This window comes from Streptococcus pseudopneumoniae (assembly GCF_001073085.1).
GTDB classification, from domain to species: domain Bacteria; phylum Bacillota; class Bacilli; order Lactobacillales; family Streptococcaceae; genus Streptococcus; species Streptococcus pseudopneumoniae_M.
Genome location: NZ_JVFV01000021.1, coordinates 20,387 through 38,441, shown reverse-complemented (window position 1 = coordinate 38,441; position 18,055 = coordinate 20,387). Strand labels below are relative to the sequence as shown.

Genomic DNA, 18,055 nt, shown 5'->3' with positions numbered 1-18,055 from the left:
AATGGACTTGGGTGATATTGAGCTAACGCTGACCCCTATACCTGGGAAAAGCGGAAAAGCTTATATGGGAAGCTACCCTAATGGGAAGCGCGTCTTTATTAAAATGAACACATCTCCAATCCTACCTGGTTTAGCCAAGGAACAAATCGCTCCTCAATTATTATGGACTCGCCGTTTATCGGATGGGCGTGATATGTGTGCCCAAGAATGGTTGAATGGTAAAATTTTGACCCCTTATGATATGAATCGCAAGCAGATTATCAATATTTTGAGCCGCTTGCATCGTTCGCGTCCTTTGATGACGCAATTGACTCGTTTGGGCTATTCTTTAGAAACACCTTTTGACTTGCTTCAGGCTTGGTTAAAAGATGCTCCAGAATCCTTGAAGAACAATCAATATCTAAGAATGGTAGTAGAGGATTTGCGAGGAAGTTTGCCAAACTTTAGGGAAGATTATGCAACGATCGTTCATGGAGATGTACGACATAGTAATTGGATTGAGACAGAGAGTGGTCTTGTTTATTTAGTGGATTGGGATTCCGTTCGTTTAACGGATCGCATGTTTGATGTGGCGCATATGCTATGTCACTATATTCCAGACTATCAGTGGAAAGAGTGGTTGACTTATTACGGTTACAAATACAACCAAACAGTCATCAACAAACTATTTTGGTATGCTCAGTTATCCTTCTTGAGCCAGATTGCCAAATATTATACAAATGAAGATCTAGAAAATGTCAATCGGGAGATTTATGCCTTGCGTATCTTCCGTGACAAGTATGGAAAGAAGAGATGAGAGTTAGAAATCGTAAAGGGGCAACAGAATTACTAGAGGCTAATCCTCAGTATGTTGTCTTAAATCCTTTAGAAGCCAAAGGTAAATGGCGAGATTTATTTGGAAATGACAATCCTATCCATGTTGAGGTTGGTAGTGGTAAGGGGGCCTTTGTGTCAGGTATGGCCAAGCAAAACCCTGATATCAACTATATCGGGATTGATATTCAAAAGTCTGTTTTGAGTTATGCCTTGGACAAGGTTTTGGAAGTCTCTGTACCCAATATTAAGTTGTTGTGGGTTGATGGTTCTGATTTGACCGACTACTTTGAAGATGGTGAGATTGATCGCTTGTACCTAAACTTTTCAGATCCGTGGCCTAAAAAACGCCATGAAAAGCGTCGTCTAACCTATAAGAGTTTCTTGGATACCTTCAAGCGTATCTTGCCTGAACACGGTGAGATTCATTTCAAGACAGATAACCGTGGCTTATTTGAATATAGCCTAGTGAGTTTTTCTCAATACGGCATGAAGCTCAATGGAGTTTGGTTGGACTTGCATGCCAGCGACTTTGAAGGCAATGTCATGACAGAATATGAAGAAAAATTCTCAAGTAAGGGTCAGGTTATCTATCGAGTTGAGGCAGAATTTTAAGAAAAAGCTTAAAATCAAGCCTTCTGAGTGCTTATACTTTACATAAGTAGTCAAAAGTGCTATACTGTAAGTAAGAATATGAGAAAGTGAGGCGGGGAGATATCTTCGCCTCTTGCTTATGAGGAGGTGGACGCAATCGCAACTATCGTAGAATTAGTCAGAGAAGTCGTAGAACCTGTCATTGAAGCTCCCTTTGAACTCGTTGATATCGAGTACGGAAAGATTGGCAGTGACATGATTCTTAGTATTTTTGTAGATAAACCAGAGGGAATTACCTTGAACGACACAGCGGACTTGACAGAGATTATCAGTCCTATCCTAGATACTATCAAGCCAGATCCCTTCCCAGAACAATATTTCCTAGAAATCACCAGCCCAGGCTTGGAACGTCCTTTGAAAACCAAGGAAGCAGTCGCTGGAGCGGTTGGGAAATACATCCATGTTGGACTTTACCAAGCAATTGATAAGCAAAAGGTCTTTGAAGGAACCTTGCTAGCCTTTGAAGAGGATGAGTTGACTATGGAATATATGGACAAAACACGTAAGAAAACAGTCCAAATCCCATACAGTTTGGTGTCAAAAGCACGTTTAGCAGTAAAATTATAGTAAAAGAAAGGAAGCTTTTGAAGATTCAAAAGTGAATAGAAGATGAGTAAAGAAATGCTAGAGGCCTTCCGCATTTTGGAAGAAGACAAGGGAATCAAAAAAGAAGACATCATTGATGCAGTGGTGGAATCACTTCGTTCAGCCTATCGCAGACGCTATGGTCAATCAGACAGTGTAGCCATTGATTTCAACGAAAAGACAGGTGACTTTACAGTTTATACTGTTCGTGAAGTAGTTGATGAAGTATTTGATAGCCGTTTGGAAATCAGCTTAAAAGATGCTCTTGCCATTAACTCAGCTTACGAGCTTGGGGACAAGATTAAATTTGAAGAAGCACCAGGTGAGTTTGGTCGTGTAGCAGCCCAATCTGCCAAACAAACCATCATGGAAAAAATGCGCAAGCAAACACGTGCCATTACCTACAATACTTACAAAGAGCATGAGCAAGAAATCATGTCTGGTACGGTAGAACGTTTTGACAATCGCTTTATTTATGTCAACCTTGGCAGCATCGAAGCACAATTGTCAAAACAAGACCAAATCCCTGGAGAAGTTTTTGCTTCTCATGATCGTATCGAAGTTTATGTCTACAAGGTTGAAGACAATCCTCGTGGTGTGAACGTATTTGTGAGCCGTAGCCATCCAGAAATGATTAAACGTTTGATGGAACAAGAAATTCCTGAGGTCTATGACGGAACTGTTGAAATCATGAGTGTTGCTCGTGAAGCAGGTGACCGTACCAAGGTTGCTGTTCGTAGCCACAATCCAAACGTGGATGCGATCGGAACAATCGTCGGACGTGGTGGTGCTAACATCAAGAAAATCACTAGCAAATTCCACCCAGCTCGCTACGATGCCAAGAGCGATCGTATGGTTCCAATCGAAGAAAACATCGACGTTATCGAATGGGTAGCCGATCCAGCTGAATTTATCTACAACGCTATCGCTCCTGCTGAAGTTGACCAAGTTATCTTTGATGAAAACGACAGCAAACGTGCCTTGGTCGTTGTGCCAGATAACAAGCTTTCTCTTGCGATCGGTCGTCGTGGACAAAACGTTCGTTTGGCAGCTCATTTGACAGGCTACCGTATCGATATCAAGTCTGCAAGTGAGTTTGAAGCCATGGAAGCAGCAGAAGAAGCTGGCCAGGTAGAAATAGACGAATTGGTCGAAGAATAAAAGCTGATCAGAGGAGGGAAGGATGAAAACTAGAAAAATCCCTTTGCGCAAGTCTGTTGTGTCTAATGAAGTGATTGATAAACGAGATTTACTCCGTATTGTCAAGAACAAAGAAGGGCAGGTCTTTATTGACCCGACAGGCAAGGCTAATGGTCGTGGCGCTTATATCAAGCTAGATAATGCAGAAGCCCTTGAGGCCAAAAAGAAAAAAGTCTTTAACCGTAGCTTTAGTATGGAAGTTGAAGAAAGCTTTTATGACGAGTTGATTGCCTATGTCGATCACAAAGTGAAAAGAAGAGAGTTAGGACTTGAATAAACAAAAAATTACCAATCTCTTGGGTCTTGCTCAACGAGCAGGGAAAATCATCTCGGGTGAAGAAATGGTTGTCAAGGCCATTCAAGACCAGAAAGTAAAACTGGTATTTCTCGCCCATGATGCTGCTCCCAACCTGACCAAGAAGATTCAGGATAAAAGTCATTATTATCAAGTAGAAGTTATTACCGTGTTTTCAACACTGGAATTAAGCATAGCAGTCGGAAAATCAAGAAAAGTTTTGGCTGTGACAGATGCTGGATTTACAAAGAAAATGAGGTCTCTTATGGAATAGAAGAGGAGGACATGATTTGTCTAAGAAAAGATTGTACGAAATCGCAAAAGAACTTGGAAAAGAAAGTAAAGAAGTTGTAGCGCGTGCAAAAGAGTTGGGCTTGGATGTGAAAAGCCACTCATCAAGTGTGGAGGAAGCAGCTGCTTCAAAAATCGTAGCAAGTTTTAAACCTGCTCCTGCTCCAAAGGTAGAATCGAAACCTGTGGCTCCAAAACCAGTTGTCACTAAGGAAGAGGCAAAACCAGCAGCAACTGTTGCTCCTAAAGAAGAAAAAGTGGCACCAGCAAAACCGCAGAGTCGAAACTTTAAGGCTGAGCGTGAAGCACGTGCAAAAGAGCAGGCTGAACGACGCAAGCAAAATAAGGGTAATAACCGTGACCATCAACAAAATGGGAATCGTCAAAAAAATGATAACCGTAATGGTGGTAAACAAGGTCAAGGCAATCGTGACAACCGTCGATTCAATGATCAAGGTAAAAAACAACAAGGTCAGCAAAATCGTGGGAATGATCGTCGTCAGCAAGAGGACAAACGTCCAAATCAGGCTGGACCACGCATTGACTTCAAAGCCCGTGCAGCTGCTCTAAAAGCAGAGCAAAATGCAGAATATGCTCGTTCAAGTGAGGAACGCTTCAAGCAGTCTCAAGCTGCCAAAGAAGCCTTGGCTCAAGCAAACAAACGCAAGGAACCTGAGGAAATCTTTGAAGAAGCTGCTAAGTTAGCTGAACAAGCGCAGCCAGTTCAACCAGTGGTTGAAGTAGCTCCTGCAGCTAAAGAACCTGTAGTGGATACACGTCGTAAGAAACAAGCCCGACCAGACAAAGATCGTGATGATTACGATCACGAAGAAGATGGTCCTAGAAAACAACAAAAGAATCGAAGTAGTCAAAATCAAGTGAGAAATCAAAGAAATAGTAACTGGAACAATAACAAAAAGAATAAAAAAGGCAATAACAAAAATAACCGTAATCAGGCACCAAAACCTGTTACAGAGCGTAAGTTCCATGAATTGCCAACAGAATTTGAATATACAGATGGTATGACCGTTGCGGAAATCGCAAAACGTATCAAACGCGAACCAGCTGAGATTGTTAAGAAACTCTTCATGATGGGTGTGATGGCGACACAAAACCAGTCCTTGGACGGTGAAACAATCGAACTCCTCATGGTAGATTACGGTATTGAAGCTAAACAAAAGGTTGAAGTGGACAATGCTGATATCGAACGTTTCTTTGCTGAAGAGGGTTATCTCAATGAAGATGAACTCGTAGAACGTCCACCAGTTGTAACGATCATGGGACACGTTGACCATGGTAAAACAACCCTTTTGGATACCCTTCGTAATTCTCGTGTTGCTACGGGAGAAGCCGGTGGTATCACTCAGCATATCGGTGCTTATCAGATTGAAGAAAATGGGAAGAAGATTACCTTCCTTGATACACCAGGACACGCGGCCTTTACTTCTATGCGTGCGCGTGGTGCTTCTGTTACCGATATTACCATCTTGGTCGTAGCGGCAGATGACGGGGTAATGCCTCAGACTATCGAAGCCATCAACCACTCAAAAGCGGCTAATGTTCCAATCATCGTAGCTATCAACAAAATCGATAAACCAGGTGCCAACCCAGAACGTGTGATTGGTGAATTGGCTGAACATGGTGTTATGTCAACAGCTTGGGGTGGAGATTCTGAGTTCGTAGAAATCTCAGCCAAGTTCAACCAAAATATCGATGAACTCTTGGAAACTGTTCTACTTGTGGCTGAAATTCAAGAGCTCAAAGCTGATCCAACAGTTCGTGCCATCGGTACTGTTATCGAAGCTCGTTTGGATAAAGGAAAAGGTGCGGTCGCAACCCTTCTTGTTCAACAAGGTACTTTGAACGTTCAAGATCCAATCGTTGTCGGAAATACTTTCGGACGTGTCCGTGCTATGACCAACGACCTCGGACGTCGTGTGAAGGTCGCAGGCCCATCAACACCAGTATCGATCACTGGTTTGAACGAAGCGCCAATGGCGGGTGACCACTTTGCTGTTTACGAAGATGAAAAATCTGCGCGTGCAGCTGGTGAAGAACGTGCCAAACGTGCTCTTATGAAGCAACGTCAAGCTACTCAACGTGTTAGCCTTGAAAACCTCTTTGATACCCTTAAAGCAGGAGAACTCAAGTCAGTTAACGTCATCATCAAAGCCGACGTACAAGGTTCTGTTGAAGCTCTTTCTGCATCACTTCAAAAGATTGATGTGGAAGGCGTTAAAGTAACCATTGTTCACTCAGCAGTTGGTGCTATCAATGAATCTGACGTGACTCTTGCCGAGGCTTCAAATGCCTTTATCGTTGGTTTCAACGTGCGTCCTACACCACAAGCTCGTCAACAAGCAGAAGCTGACGATGTAGAAATCCGTCTCCACAGTATTATTTACAAGGTTATCGAAGAGATGGAAGAAGCCATGAAAGGGATGCTTGACCCAGAATTTAAAGAAAAAGTTATTGGTGAAGCGATCATCCGAGAAACCTTCAAGGTATCTAAAGTGGGAACAATCGGAGGATTCATGGTTACCAGCGGTAAAGTTACCCGTGACTCTAAAGTCCGTGTTATCCGTGATGGTGTTGTTATTTACGATGGCGCTCTAGCTAGCTTGAAACACTATAAAGATGACGTTAAAGAAGTTACAAACGGCCGTGAAGGTGGTCTCATGATTGACGGCTACAATGATCTTAAGATGGATGATGTGATTGAAGCTTATATCATGGAAGAAATCAAACGATAAGATTTTTGCTCCTTTCTTAAGTGGCGAAAGACGCAAGCAAACCCATGGTTTCATTGCTTATTTTTGAGCCTAATGTCTCAAAAATCCCCTGTTATAAAACCGCTAATGCAGTTCCATAACTTTCACCACGGCGAAAGAAGCGAGTAGTTTCAAATTGAAATTCATTTCAATTTGAAATGGTTATCAATAACTCAAGAAAAGCTAGGTCTGCTGGCCTAGCTTTTGGTTCAATTGAGAGAAAGGAAGAAATATGGCAAATCATTTCCGTACGGATCGTGTGGGCATGGAGATCAAGCGCGAAGTCAATGAGATTTTGCAAAAGAAAGTCCGTGATCCACGTGTCCAAGGTGTGACTATCACTGATGTTCAGATGCTAGGTGACTTGTCTGTTGCTAAGGTCTACTACACTATTTTGAGTAACCTGGCTTCAGATAATCAAAAAGCTCAAGTCGGACTTGAAAAAGCAACTGGTACTATCAAACGTGAACTTGGTCGCAATTTGAAATTGTACAAAATTCCAGACTTAACTTTCGTCAAAGACGAATCCATCGAATATGGAAACAAGATTGACGAGATGCTACGCAATCTGGATAAGAATTAAGAAGAAGGAGGGGCAACCCTCTTTTTTGTGTGGAAAATAGGTGGAATTTAATACTCTCAAAAATCAAATTCAAACCACGTTAGCTTCGTCTTGCCGTACTCAAGTACAGCCTGTGGCTCGCTTCCTAGTTTGCTCTTTGATTTTCATTGAGTATTAAATGGAAAAATATTCTTTTAAAAATGGGATTATGTATTTATAAAATATTTGCTAATCAGAAAATGCTTTTTTTTTTTAGGAAATATGATATGATAATTTCATAAATAAAAGGAGTTTCTATTAATGAATAATGTAAAAAAAGTTTGTCGTTTAGCTTTACTATGTCTGTCCGTTTCTACTCTAGTTGCTTGTAGTTCTCTGTCTGAAAAAACAAGTAATTTATCTAGTGATAGTAAAACGGAAAGTTCTGGGAAAAAAGGATTTTTATATAAAGCAAAAGATAAATTAAGTTCAAGTGACTTTAATCCACAAGATGTCAGTGATGAGACAATTGAATCTATCAAAACTTATGAAGATTATTTGACTATGTATGAGAAAATTGTCAATAATTACTATACCGAAGCAGATGAAGCCTTTAAGGGAACTGCTTTAGAAGATAGTGCTTCTATCCAAGAATTAAAAGATAGTACTAAAAAAGAAATGGAAGAACAGAAAAAACAATATGGTCCACTAAAGAAAGCACCGATTCAAGGGAAAGAAGAAGTGATTAAGACTCTAAAAGATTATCGTGATAATCTACATGAACAAGTAGAACAGTGGAAAGCTAGTCTTTAATAAGAAGAATGGAGTTCGGGATGGACTATCAATTGTTACCTCATGAATACATGGTTATGAATAGCGACCATGTGAGTTTTGGGAAAAATGGTTTGGCTACAGATGAATTAATTTTAACGAATCTACACTTAATACATATCAAAAAAGGTTTTTGGGGAGGGAAAAAAGATCAAGTTACCATACCCATTAACCAGATTAAAATTTTTGAAGGTAAACCACAAGTTTCGGTAACTAAAACTAACGGTTCTAAACGATTAGAAATCTATTATAATGGTGGACAAGTTATTTTCTCATTCTCTAATACTAAGGATACTGAAAAGTGGGCAACGAATATTATTAAATTAATCTCTGGTGATACAAGCAACTTTGCAACCTTGGGTGATAATAGCTTATTTGGTGTAGAAATTTTAGCAGAGACTCTAAAAGATACGTTTGACACTTTCAAAGCAGGGTTTGGGATTAAGGATTCAGAACCAGAGAAACTATCTACTAAATGCAGTTTTTGTGGAGCTCCTCTGTCTGGAACCGTGAAACAAACTGTCAAATGTAGTTTTTGCGATATGGAACAGACCTTGTAGGAGATGTAATATGGGAATAATTAAAGCATTTACAGATTCAATTAGTGGAACTTTTGCAGATCAGTGGAAAGAAATTATTACAGTTCATGCTTTTGATGAACACACCGCTGTAAGTCCAGGTGTTGTTCAAGAAAGTAATAATGGTAGGGGTGTCAATACGAAAGGATCTATAGGTGTCATTTCAAATGGGTCTAAGATATTTATTCCTGAAAATACTGCTGCTTTTATTTTTAGTCAGTCTGGAATAGAAGAAATTATCACTGAACCAGGTGGATATGAATATCAAAATGGGGAGAGTAGTGTTTTTAATGGTGATGGGCTAAAAAAATCACTGTTTGATAATGTTGTTAATCGTGTTGGATTTGGCGGACAAAGTGATCAGCAAAAACAGATTTGTTTTGTCAATTTGAGAGAAATTCGCGATATTCGGTTTGGTACTCGTGGTCCGGTTATGTATAACGACTTGTTTTATGGTACAGACTTAGAAGTACGTGCTTTTGGAACTTTTTCTATTCAAATTACAGACGCTATCAAGTTTGTAAAAAATTTCCTTCCTGCAAATGTAACCTACTATAGCTTTGATAGTGCTCAAGCAAGGGCTCAGATAGTCACGGAATTTCTTCAATCCTTTACCGTTGCCCTTAATTCGTTATCAACAACTTATCGTATCTCACAGCTACCATCACAAGCATCAGTACTTGCAAAACAAGTATCGAATGATGAACAGTATGCTGGTACTTGGAAAGATCGTTTTGGGTTTGAAATTATAAAAGTTGCTATTGCTAATATTGAGTTCTCACCAGAATCTAAGGAACTGGTTAAACAATTTTCATCAAATAAGATGAATTTAAAAGCTTATGATGATGTATCGCAGAAATCTTCTAATATTGCTGCACAACAAAAAGTTGCATCAGGGATCGAACAACATGGGCTAGGAGATGGTGCGGGGATGATTTTTGGTATGAATATGGCACAACAGTTAGATGAAAAAGCAACTAAACCAAGTTTATCTTTTGATGAGCAAATCGAAGCTCTTACTAAACTCAAATCACTTTTAGATGCAGATATATTATCTCAGGAAGAGTTTGATCGAAAGAAAAAAGAAATTATGGACTTATAAGATTGACGAGATGCTACGCAATCTGGATAAACATTAAGCAGAAAGAGGGGCAACCCTCTTTTTTATGGCTATAAGTCGGTCATTGTCTAGTCAGATTAGATGAGCAGAAATCAAGAAAATAAATCTTGAAAATATCATTTATTCCATAAATATGATAAGATAAAGCTTGATATGAATGAAAAATGGGGATAGAGATGGCTAAAGAAGATGTGGCGATGCAAGTGTTGCAACAGGTAGTAAAACTTCCTGTCGTCAAAGTGAACCGGTCAAAATTTTTGATGGACAAATTCTCTAAGGAAGTGGCTTCAAAGGATATTCCTAGATTATTGGAAGAAGGGCCGACAGCTATATTACCTCAGGAAACCTTAGATCGAGTGGCCAATGCCTGTATTAAAGATAATGTTTTGCTAGCAAGTGGGACATCTGTTTTGGCTGGATTACCTGGCGGTCTTGCCATGGCGGTTACAATTCCGACAGATGTAGCCCAGTTTTACGCATTTTCACTGAAACTAGCTCAGGAGCTAGGTTATATTTACGGCTATGATGATCTTTGGGCTTCACGAAATGAATTGAGTGAAGAAGCCAAAAATACGCTCTTGCTCTATCTGGGAGTGATGTTGGGAGTAAATGGTGCGGGCGCTCTACTTCGTTCTGGTGGTGTTACAGTTGCTAAGCAAGTGATGAAAATCGTAAACAAAAAGGCTTTGACAAAGACTCTTTGGTATCCAATTTTGGAAAAAGTTCTGAAAATATTTGGAGTGAATCTGACCAAGGGAGGATTGGCTAAGGGGATGGGGAAAGTTATTCCTATCTTAGGTGGAGTCCTATCAGGTGGCTTAACTTTTGCGACTATGAAACCCATGGGAGAAAGATTGCAAAAAGAATTGTCCAAATTGATTAACTACGATGAAGCACAATATAAAAGAGATGTTGCCACTATCCGAAAAGAAGTGGAAATCATAGAAGGAGATTGACATGGGGATCATAACAGTACTGGCCAAAACCTACGGTAATTATCTTCTTACAACCCAAGCTTTAAAAGTTGCAGAAACCATAAAAAAAGATGGAAACATAGTCGTTAGTTTGGGGAAATTATTTCTCGTAGATAAGCTTATGGATACAGCTACTTGGTTGATGAAGCCGGAGGATAAAGAATGAAATCTTTTTGGAGGCTCTTAACTCTTCTTTTTATAACACCAATTGTTGGTCTGATAAAAATTCTCTGGTTTCTAATCTCTTTCGCCTTCCAATTACTGTTCTATAAGATTCTTTTCAAGATCATAGATTGATTTTTCAAACTTCTCTGATGATCATGGTTAGGTTAAGACTTTGAGGTTTTACTAGGAAAAGTCTATATAATTAGAAATAATGAAATTATACGAAATAAACTAGCAAGTCTTCTACTGCTAGTTTTTTAATCTTTGCCCTTGTGGTATAATAAAAAAGAAAAACTGTTAGAGAATATGATGGAGGTTATGATGGACAATATCATTGATGTATCTATTCCTGTTGCGGAAGTGGTGGACAAGCATCCAGAAGTTTTAGATATCCTAGTAGAACTCGGTTTTAAACCTCTTGCAAATCCTTTGATGCGAAATACAGTCGGACGAAAAGTATCGCTCAAACAGGGGTCTAAGCTGGAGGGAACTCCTATGGATAAGATTGTGCGTACGCTTGAAGCAAATGGTTACGAAGTGATCGGGTTAGACTAATGACAGATGAACGTATTCATATCCTGCGGGATATTTTATTAGAATTGCATAATGGAGCCTCACCAGAGTCCGTTCAGGAACGCTTTGATGCGACCTTTACAGGTGTGTCAGCTATCGAGATTTCACTTATGGAGCACGAGTTGATGAACTCGGACTCAGGCGTTACCTTTGAAGATGTCATGGAACTTTGTGATGTGCATGCTAATCTCTTTAAAAATGCTGTTAAGGGCGTCGAAGTTGAAGATACAGAGCATCCAGGTCATCCTGTGCGTGTTTTTAAGGATGAAAATCTAGCCCTCCGTGCTGCCTTGATTCGTGTTCGAAGATTGTTAGACACGTATGAGTCTATGGAAGATGAGGAAATGCTTGCGGAGATGCGTAAGGGGTTGGTTCGTCAGATGGGGCTTGTAGGTCAGTTCGACCGTCACTACCAGCGTAAGGAAGAACTCTTCTTTCCTATCATGGAGCGTTATGGACATGATTCGCCTCCAAAAGTCATGTGGGGAGTCGATGATCAGATTAGGGAACTCTATCAAAAAGCCTTGGGGACAGTTAGGTCACTACCAGAAACATCCATTAGTATTGTAAAGGCAGATTTTGAGGCTTTTGCGACTGAATTTGAGAGTATGATTTTCAAGGAAGAGTCCATCCTCCTCATGATTCTGCTCGAATCCTTCACCCAGGATGACTGGATTCAGATTGCTGAGGAAAGTGATGCTTATGGCTATGCTATCATCCGGCCATCTGAAAAATGGGTTCCTGAACGTCAAAGTTTTGTTGAGGAGAAAAGTGTAGAAGAACCAAGTCAGTCAGAAACTGTAGATGGACAGGTTCAACAAGTGATCGATACGCCAGAGGGTCAGTTTACTATCACCTTTACACCTAAGGAAAAGAAAGCAGTGATGGACCGAAATAGTCAGCAGGCTTTTGGAAATGGCTATCTTTCAGTTGAACAGGCGAATCTTATCCTCAACCACCTGCCTATGGAGATTACCTTTGTCAATAAAGATGATATTTTCCAGTATTACAATGACAATACGCCAGCAGATGAGATGATTTTCAAGCGAACACCGTCTCAAGTTGGACGAAATGTCGAACTATGTCATCCACCAAAATATTTGGAGAAAGTCAAAGCGATTATGCAAGGTCTTCGTGAAGGGAAAAAAGACAAGTACGAGATGTGGTTCAAGTCCGAGTCACGAGGCAAGTTTGTCCATATCACTTATGCTGCTGTACACGATGAAAATGGAGAATTTCAAGGTGTATTGGAGTATGTTCAGGATATCCAGCCTTACCGTGAGATTGATACAGATTACTATCGAGGAATAGAATAAGGAGAAACAATGAGTTACGAACAAGAATTTATGAAGGAATTTGAAGCCTGGGTTAATACCCAAATCATGATTAATGATATGGCGCTCAAGGAAAGCCAAAAGGTCTATGAAGAAGATCAAGATGAGCGTGCTAAAGATGCCATGATTCGCTATGAGAGTCGTTTGGATGCCTACCAGTTCTTGCTAGGCAAGTTTGAAAACTTCAAGGCAGGCAAGGGATTCCATGATTTACCAGAAGGTTTGTTTGGTGAGAGAAATTATTAATGTTTAGAAATTAGAAAGGGGAGTGGGACTCCCTTTTTCATTGTTCCTTGAGCCTTTTTGTGTTACAATGTTAGCATGAAAACGAAAAATATTATTAAAACAGGTTTAGTCGTGGCAGGGCTTGGAGCACTTGCCTTTGGTGCTAAGAAAGTCGCTGATGATCACAAACTCATGAAGACACAGGAAGAGTTAACTGCTATTGTGCGTGACTATTTCTCAGAAATGGGTGAGATTGGAACTCTCTATGTCCAAGTGTACGAAAGTAGCTTAGAACGTCTTGTTGGTGGTGTTATTTTTGAAGATGGTCGTCACTATACCTTTGTCTACGAAGATGAGGATCTCATCTACGAGGAGGAAGTCATATGATTTCTCCTAAGAGTATAGAAGAATTAGCAAATCTAGTAGAACAGGATGGCAAGAAGGTTTTCCTTTTTGTGGCAGATTGGTGTGGCGATTGTCGCTATATCTATCCAGCTCTGCCAGAGATTGAAGAGACCAATCCAGAGTTTACCTTTATACGTGTCGACCGAGATGAGTACATGGAACTTGCAAAACTATGGGATGTATACGGGATTCCAAGTCTAATTGTCTTAGATAAGGACAAGGAGATTGGACGCTTTGTTAATCGTGACCGTAAAACCAAGGCACAAATAAACGACTTTTTAGCAGAATTAAAATAGGAGAAAAGAAAGAATGATTTTTACATATAACAAAGAACATGTCGGTGATGTCCTTATGGTCATCGTGAAAAACAGTGGCGATGCCAAACTAGATGTTGAGCGTAAAGGCAATGTGGCACGTGTTTTCCTAAAGGAAACTGGTGAAACTGTTGCTTGGAATATTTTTGAAGTTTCTAGCATGTTTGAAATCGCTGAGCGCGGGCAAGTCTTTTTAACTGACGACCAAGTAGCTCGTTTGAACCAAGAATTGCAAGCTCAAGATTTTACCGAAAAGATTATCAATGACAAGGAACCGAAATTTGTCGTTGGTGAAATCGTAGAGATGGTAGCACATCCAGATAGTGATCACCTCAATATCTGCCAAGTGGCAGTTGCGAGTGATAAGACAGTGCAAATCGTTGCAGGAGCTCCTAATGCGCGTGTCGGTTTAAAAACCATTGTTGCTCTTCCAGGAGCTATGATGCCAAAAGGGAATCTCATTTTCCCAGGGGAACTTCGTGGGGAAAAGAGCTTTGGGATGATGTGTAGTCCTCGTGAATTGCATTTGCCAAATGCTCCACAAAAACGTGGTGTCATTGAATTGTCAGAAGACCAAGTTGTTGGAACTCCATTCGATCCGGCTAAACACTGGACAGCTTAATTTGTAACTAGTATTTATTAAACTAGATAGGAGAAAGTAAGATGGCAAAAAATGTAGTGATTACAGGTGCAACATCAGGAATTGGTGAAGCAATCGCGCGTGCCTATCTAGAAAAAGGTGAGAATATTGTTCTCACAGGGCGTCGAACAGAAAGACTTGAAGCTCTCAAAACTGAGTTTGCAGAAATCTTTCCAAATCAAAAAGTTTGGACCTTTCCTTTAGATGTTACGGATATGAGCATGGTTAAGACTGTCTGTTCAGATATTCTAAAAACTGTGGGTCAGATTGATATATTGGTCAATAACGCTGGACTTGCTTTAGGCTTAGCTCCCTATCAGGACTATGAAGAGTTGGATATGCTGACCATGCTGGATACCAATGTCAAGGGCTTGATGGCAGTCACTCGTTGTCTCTTGCCTTCTATGGTGACTGCAAATCAAGGCCATATCATTAATATGGGTTCAACCGCAGGTATTTACGCTTACGCTGGTGCAGCAGTCTATTCAGCAACCAAGGCTGCAGTCAAGACCTTTTCGGATGGACTACGGATTGATACCATTGCGACTGATATCAAGGTGACAACTATTCAGCCTGGTATTGTAGAGACTGATTTTTCAAAAGTCCGTTTCCATGGAGATGAGGCACGGGCGGTGACGGTCTATCAGGGACTTGAAGCCTTGCAGGCGCAAGATATCGCAGATGCTGTTGTCTATGTAAGCAGTCAACCACGACGCGTACAAATCACAGATATGACCATCATGGCCAATCAACAGGCAACTGGATTTATGATTCATAGAGAATAACATTATTTTTAAAAAAGTTACAAATTTTGTAACTTTTTTCTTTTACCTTCGAATAGATAAGTAGGAGGATGAAAAAATGTATAATAAAGTTATTCTTATCGGAAGAATCGTAGCGACGCCAGAATTGCACAAAACCAACAATGATAAGTCAGTTGCTCGTGCGACCATTGCCATCAATCGTCGTTTTAAGGACCAAAACGGGGAACGTGAAGCAGACTTCATCAATATTGTGGTCTGGGGCAAATTGGCTGAAACCTTGACTAGTTATGGAAGCAAAGGTAGTCTCATTTCTGTGGATGGGGAACTTCGTACCCGTAAGTTTGAGAAGAATGGCCAGACCAATTATGTAACAGAAGTTCTCTGTACAGGTTTCCAACTCTTAGAAAGCCGTGCCCAACGTGCTATGCGTGAAAATAATGCAGGACAAGATTTGCTAGACCTGGTCTTGGAAGAGGAGGAACTTCCATTTTAATATCAATCAAATAGAAGAGCTGGTTCACCTATAGACCAGCTTTTTCTATTGTTTTTGTAGTATTGTTCGGAAATTACTTCTTAAGATGGGTCGAATAAATGCACTTGTACAATAAAATCAAGCACTTTTTTTGAAAAAGTAGTAGAATAAAGTAATATATATTCAAAATTTTCAGAAAAGGAATGAAATTTGAAGAAAAATAAAGAGAAAATAGAATTGTTGAAATGGCTGATAAAGCGTCTATTACTGCTGATTCCAGTGGTCTGTGTTCTCTTATGGGTTTTCGTCCGTTGTCAAACAAGTGGCATCAAGGATCAGACTAAAATTGGTGTCACCTATATGACCATGAACAATGGGTTCTATAAAAGTATTCATTCGGAAATTAGTCGAATTGCCTATGAAAGAGGAGCTCTTGTTTACGTCCGAGATCCAGAATTGGACGAAGAAAGACAGAGCCAACAGATTGATGATTTTTGTGCTCAAAAAGTTGATATGATAGTGATCAATCCGGTCAAGGGGGATAGCCAGTCCATTTTAACTGCTCTTGAAAAAGCTAGAAAACAAGGAATTAAAATCATTGCAGTCGATACCCAATTGAAAAATTTTAAGCCCGATGCAAGTATTGTATCTGATAACTACCAAGCGGGAGTAATGATTGCTAAAGAGCTCATGAAACGTTCTTCTAGCGCTCGAGTCCTCCTTTTGGAGCATAAAGGGACTGTCTCAGCAGATACGCGGATTCAGGGGTTTAAAGACACTATAGAGGGGCAAAGTTCTTATCAGATTGTATCGGAACTAGAAACCAAGGGGCAAACGGAGATCGCCATGCCGGCTGTCCAGAATTTTTTACAATCAGGGATTGAAATTGATACCTTGGTTGCCTTAAATGACCGCTCGGCTATAGGAGCTTTAGCTGCAATTAAGGAGCAAGGAAATAGCCAGTCCATTGCAATTTATGGAATCGATGGTTCACCAGATATGAAATCTTTGTTGCACTCGACGGATGATGTTGTGGGGACCGTTGCTCAGTCTCCTTTGAAGATGGGAGACCGCGTGATGGAGGTCATTCAAGATATTGCTGAAGGGAAGAGCTATACCAAAGAGGTGAACATTCCAGTTGAAATGATGACAAAGGAAAACATTGATCAGTTTGATGTGAATGGGTGGCAGTAATGAGAAAGTTTAGAGGTGTTCGATACAGTTTGGCCATTCTTATGGTCGTCAATTTTATCGCTGTTATGCTAAACAGTATCATCTATCTTCAAGCAACCAATTATATCATAGCTCAACGCCAAGCCTCTCTATTATTAGAGCGTCTAGAGCGTATTCCCTTTGCTCCATCTACGACTTTTTGGTTGTCTGCAGTTTTGTTTGCTGGGATTGCTTTGATATCGATGAGTCGATATCGGCCTCAAACGAGTCGATGGTCTATTTTTGATAAGAGGAATATTCTGGAGATTCTCCTGATGCTGCTTCTGATGTGGGTTCAAAATGTAGCTTATAACGGGCTTATTCTCTTGGTTTTTGCGGATATCTTCTATGGTTCCAAAGAGTTGAATACCAAGAGAGATCGGAAGTATTGGTTTGCCTTTATCCTAGTGAGCTTTTTGATGCTCCTTGTGACAAACTCAGATGTCTTTTCGCTTTTCTTCCCGATTCCGTCCTTAGATGTCTATATTCATTTTTATCCTGAATCTATCCGCATTCTGGCCTTTTTCTTAAAGAATTCCCTTTATGCCTCGAATATGGTACTCTTCATTATTTCACTTTTGTTTTATATTATGAACGTCCTTGCGGAAAACCACGAAGTAGAGGAAGAATTGGCCATGGTGTCCAAGGTTAATACGGAGTTGAACAATTATATGGCCTTGTCTGAGAAGATTGCAGAGGATCGGGAGCGTAAGCGGATTGCTCGTGAGATTCATGATACTCTGGGGCACGCACTAACAGGCATCTCAGCAGGTTTAGATGCTGTTGGGGTCTTGATTGATATCGATCCAAATCGAGCAAAAGAGCAGGTGAAAAACGTATCAGAAGTGGTCCGTGAAGGAATCCAAGATGTGAGAGGTTCTCTTAATCGTCTTCGTCCGGGAGCCCTTGAGGGACGAACTCTCAAAGATGCTTTAGAAAAGACCATCCGCGAGTATCAAATTCTTTCCAACCTACAAGTTGATCTAAACTATGAATGGGTTGATGTCGATATGGACGTCATGATTGAAGATACGATTTTTCGTGTGATTCAAGAGTCTATGACCAATGCGGTTCGTCACGGCCATGCTAGTCGAATGGAACTTCATTTTTTTGAGGATGAAGCAGATTACATAATAGAGTTGCAGGACAATGGAGTTGGGTTTGAAACCTTAACTTATGGTTATGGACTCAAACAGATGATGGAGCGTATTTCCATACTAGGAGGACAGCTTCAATTTGAAAGTCGCGATGGATTTTTCACACGTGTCAGTTTACCAAAATATAAAGAAGGGAGATAA

The 18,055-nt window shown here is 40.3% G+C and carries 23 protein-coding genes; all 23 read left to right on the top strand.

Translation table 11 applies throughout. The features are described from left to right. The first annotated feature begins 1 nt into the window (after position 1). The 23 genes from ccrZ (at position 2) to ADH90_RS04310 (ending at position 18,055) form a co-directional block, all read left to right on the top strand. Positions 2 to 796 (top strand): cell cycle regulator CcrZ, encoded by a 795-nt coding sequence (gene ccrZ, locus ADH90_RS04425; protein ID WP_049508541.1) that lies wholly within the window; start codon positions 2 to 4, stop codon positions 794 to 796. Then, positions 793 to 1,428, top strand: a complete 636-nt coding sequence (trmB, locus tag ADH90_RS04420) for a tRNA (guanosine(46)-N7)-methyltransferase TrmB (protein WP_049530130.1) — start codon at positions 793 to 795, stop codon at positions 1,426 to 1,428. Before ccrZ ends, trmB begins: the two co-directional genes overlap by 4 nt. Positions 1,429 to 1,554: 126 nt before the next feature. Then, positions 1,555 to 2,034: a ribosome maturation factor RimP gene (gene rimP / locus ADH90_RS04415; protein WP_049530129.1), complete on the top strand. Its 480-nt coding sequence runs from the start codon at positions 1,555 to 1,557 to the stop codon at positions 2,032 to 2,034. Positions 2,035 to 2,076: 42 nt separating this feature from the next. Then, the gene (nusA, locus tag ADH90_RS04410) at positions 2,077 to 3,213 is read left to right on the top strand and encodes a transcription termination factor NusA (RefSeq protein ID WP_049530128.1); all 1,137 of its coding nucleotides are present in this window, start codon (positions 2,077 to 2,079) and stop codon (positions 3,211 to 3,213) included. A 22-nt stretch (positions 3,214 to 3,235) separates the two neighbouring features. Beyond that, the gene (gene rnpM / locus ADH90_RS04405) at positions 3,236 to 3,529 is read left to right on the top strand and encodes an RNase P modulator RnpM (protein ID WP_000857562.1); all 294 of its coding nucleotides are present in this window, start codon (positions 3,236 to 3,238) and stop codon (positions 3,527 to 3,529) included. Then, a complete protein-coding gene (locus tag ADH90_RS04400) occupies positions 3,522 to 3,821 on the top strand; it encodes a YlxQ-related RNA-binding protein (protein ID WP_049530127.1) in 300 nt (99 codons plus the stop codon). The genes rnpM and ADH90_RS04400 overlap by 8 nt, the downstream gene beginning before the upstream one ends. 16 nt (positions 3,822 to 3,837) lie before the next feature. Then, a complete protein-coding gene (infB, locus tag ADH90_RS04395) occupies positions 3,838 to 6,591 on the top strand; it encodes a translation initiation factor IF-2 (RefSeq protein WP_049530126.1) in 2,754 nt (917 codons plus the stop codon). 250 nt (positions 6,592 to 6,841) lie between these two features. Then, a complete protein-coding gene (rbfA, locus tag ADH90_RS04390; RefSeq protein WP_001273602.1) occupies positions 6,842 to 7,192 on the top strand; it encodes a 30S ribosome-binding factor RbfA in 351 nt (116 codons plus the stop codon). A 279-nt stretch (positions 7,193 to 7,471) separates the two neighbouring features. After that, the gene (locus tag ADH90_RS04385; protein WP_049530125.1) at positions 7,472 to 7,963 is read left to right on the top strand and encodes a hypothetical protein; all 492 of its coding nucleotides are present in this window, start codon (positions 7,472 to 7,474) and stop codon (positions 7,961 to 7,963) included. Positions 7,964 to 7,983: 20 nt separating this feature from the next. Further along, on the top strand, positions 7,984 to 8,541 hold the full coding sequence (locus ADH90_RS10790; RefSeq protein WP_053092369.1) for a hypothetical protein: 558 nt from the start codon (positions 7,984 to 7,986) through the stop codon (positions 8,539 to 8,541). A gap of 10 nt (positions 8,542 to 8,551) precedes the next feature. Beyond that, complete coding sequence (locus ADH90_RS04375; protein ID WP_049530124.1) at positions 8,552 to 9,661, top strand: SPFH domain-containing protein; 1,110 nt, start codon at positions 8,552 to 8,554, stop codon at positions 9,659 to 9,661. A 194-nt stretch (positions 9,662 to 9,855) separates the two neighbouring features. Then, the gene (locus tag ADH90_RS04370; RefSeq protein ID WP_049530123.1) at positions 9,856 to 10,635 is read left to right on the top strand and encodes a hypothetical protein; all 780 of its coding nucleotides are present in this window, start codon (positions 9,856 to 9,858) and stop codon (positions 10,633 to 10,635) included. Between the two features lies 1 nt (position 10,636). Beyond that, entirely contained in the window at positions 10,637 to 10,819 is a 183-nt protein-coding gene (locus ADH90_RS04365; protein ID WP_049530122.1) for a hypothetical protein, read from the top strand. Positions 10,820 to 11,139: 320 nt separating this feature from the next. Next, entirely contained in the window at positions 11,140 to 11,373 is a 234-nt protein-coding gene (locus tag ADH90_RS04355) for a DUF1858 domain-containing protein (RefSeq protein WP_000368732.1), read from the top strand. Next, complete coding sequence (locus ADH90_RS04350) at positions 11,373 to 12,707, top strand: DUF438 domain-containing protein (protein ID WP_049530120.1); 1,335 nt, start codon at positions 11,373 to 11,375, stop codon at positions 12,705 to 12,707. The genes ADH90_RS04355 and ADH90_RS04350 overlap by 1 nt, the downstream gene beginning before the upstream one ends. Before the next feature lie 9 nt (positions 12,708 to 12,716). After that, entirely contained in the window at positions 12,717 to 12,971 is a 255-nt protein-coding gene (locus tag ADH90_RS04345) for a DUF1912 family protein (protein WP_004251830.1), read from the top strand. A gap of 75 nt (positions 12,972 to 13,046) precedes the next feature. Then, positions 13,047 to 13,337, top strand: coding sequence for a DUF4651 domain-containing protein (locus tag ADH90_RS04340; RefSeq protein ID WP_000850671.1), 291 nt, complete (start codon positions 13,047 to 13,049; stop codon positions 13,335 to 13,337). Further along, positions 13,334 to 13,651, top strand: coding sequence for a thioredoxin family protein (locus ADH90_RS04335; RefSeq protein ID WP_049530119.1), 318 nt, complete (start codon positions 13,334 to 13,336; stop codon positions 13,649 to 13,651). The genes ADH90_RS04340 and ADH90_RS04335 overlap by 4 nt, the downstream gene beginning before the upstream one ends. Positions 13,652 to 13,664: 13 nt before the next feature. Next, entirely contained in the window at positions 13,665 to 14,291 is a 627-nt protein-coding gene (gene ytpR / locus ADH90_RS04330; RefSeq protein WP_049530118.1) for a YtpR family tRNA-binding protein, read from the top strand. 41 nt (positions 14,292 to 14,332) lie between these two features. Next, positions 14,333 to 15,094: an SDR family NAD(P)-dependent oxidoreductase gene (locus tag ADH90_RS04325; RefSeq protein ID WP_049530117.1), complete on the top strand. Its 762-nt coding sequence runs from the start codon at positions 14,333 to 14,335 to the stop codon at positions 15,092 to 15,094. A 76-nt stretch (positions 15,095 to 15,170) separates the two neighbouring features. Further along, entirely contained in the window at positions 15,171 to 15,566 is a 396-nt protein-coding gene (locus ADH90_RS04320) for a single-stranded DNA-binding protein (protein ID WP_049530116.1), read from the top strand. Positions 15,567 to 15,755: 189 nt separating this feature from the next. Beyond that, entirely contained in the window at positions 15,756 to 16,739 is a 984-nt protein-coding gene (locus ADH90_RS04315) for a substrate-binding domain-containing protein (RefSeq protein WP_049530115.1), read from the top strand. Further along, on the top strand, positions 16,739 to 18,055 hold the full coding sequence (locus ADH90_RS04310) for a sensor histidine kinase (RefSeq protein WP_049530114.1): 1,317 nt from the start codon (positions 16,739 to 16,741) through the stop codon (positions 18,053 to 18,055). The genes ADH90_RS04315 and ADH90_RS04310 overlap by 1 nt, the downstream gene beginning before the upstream one ends.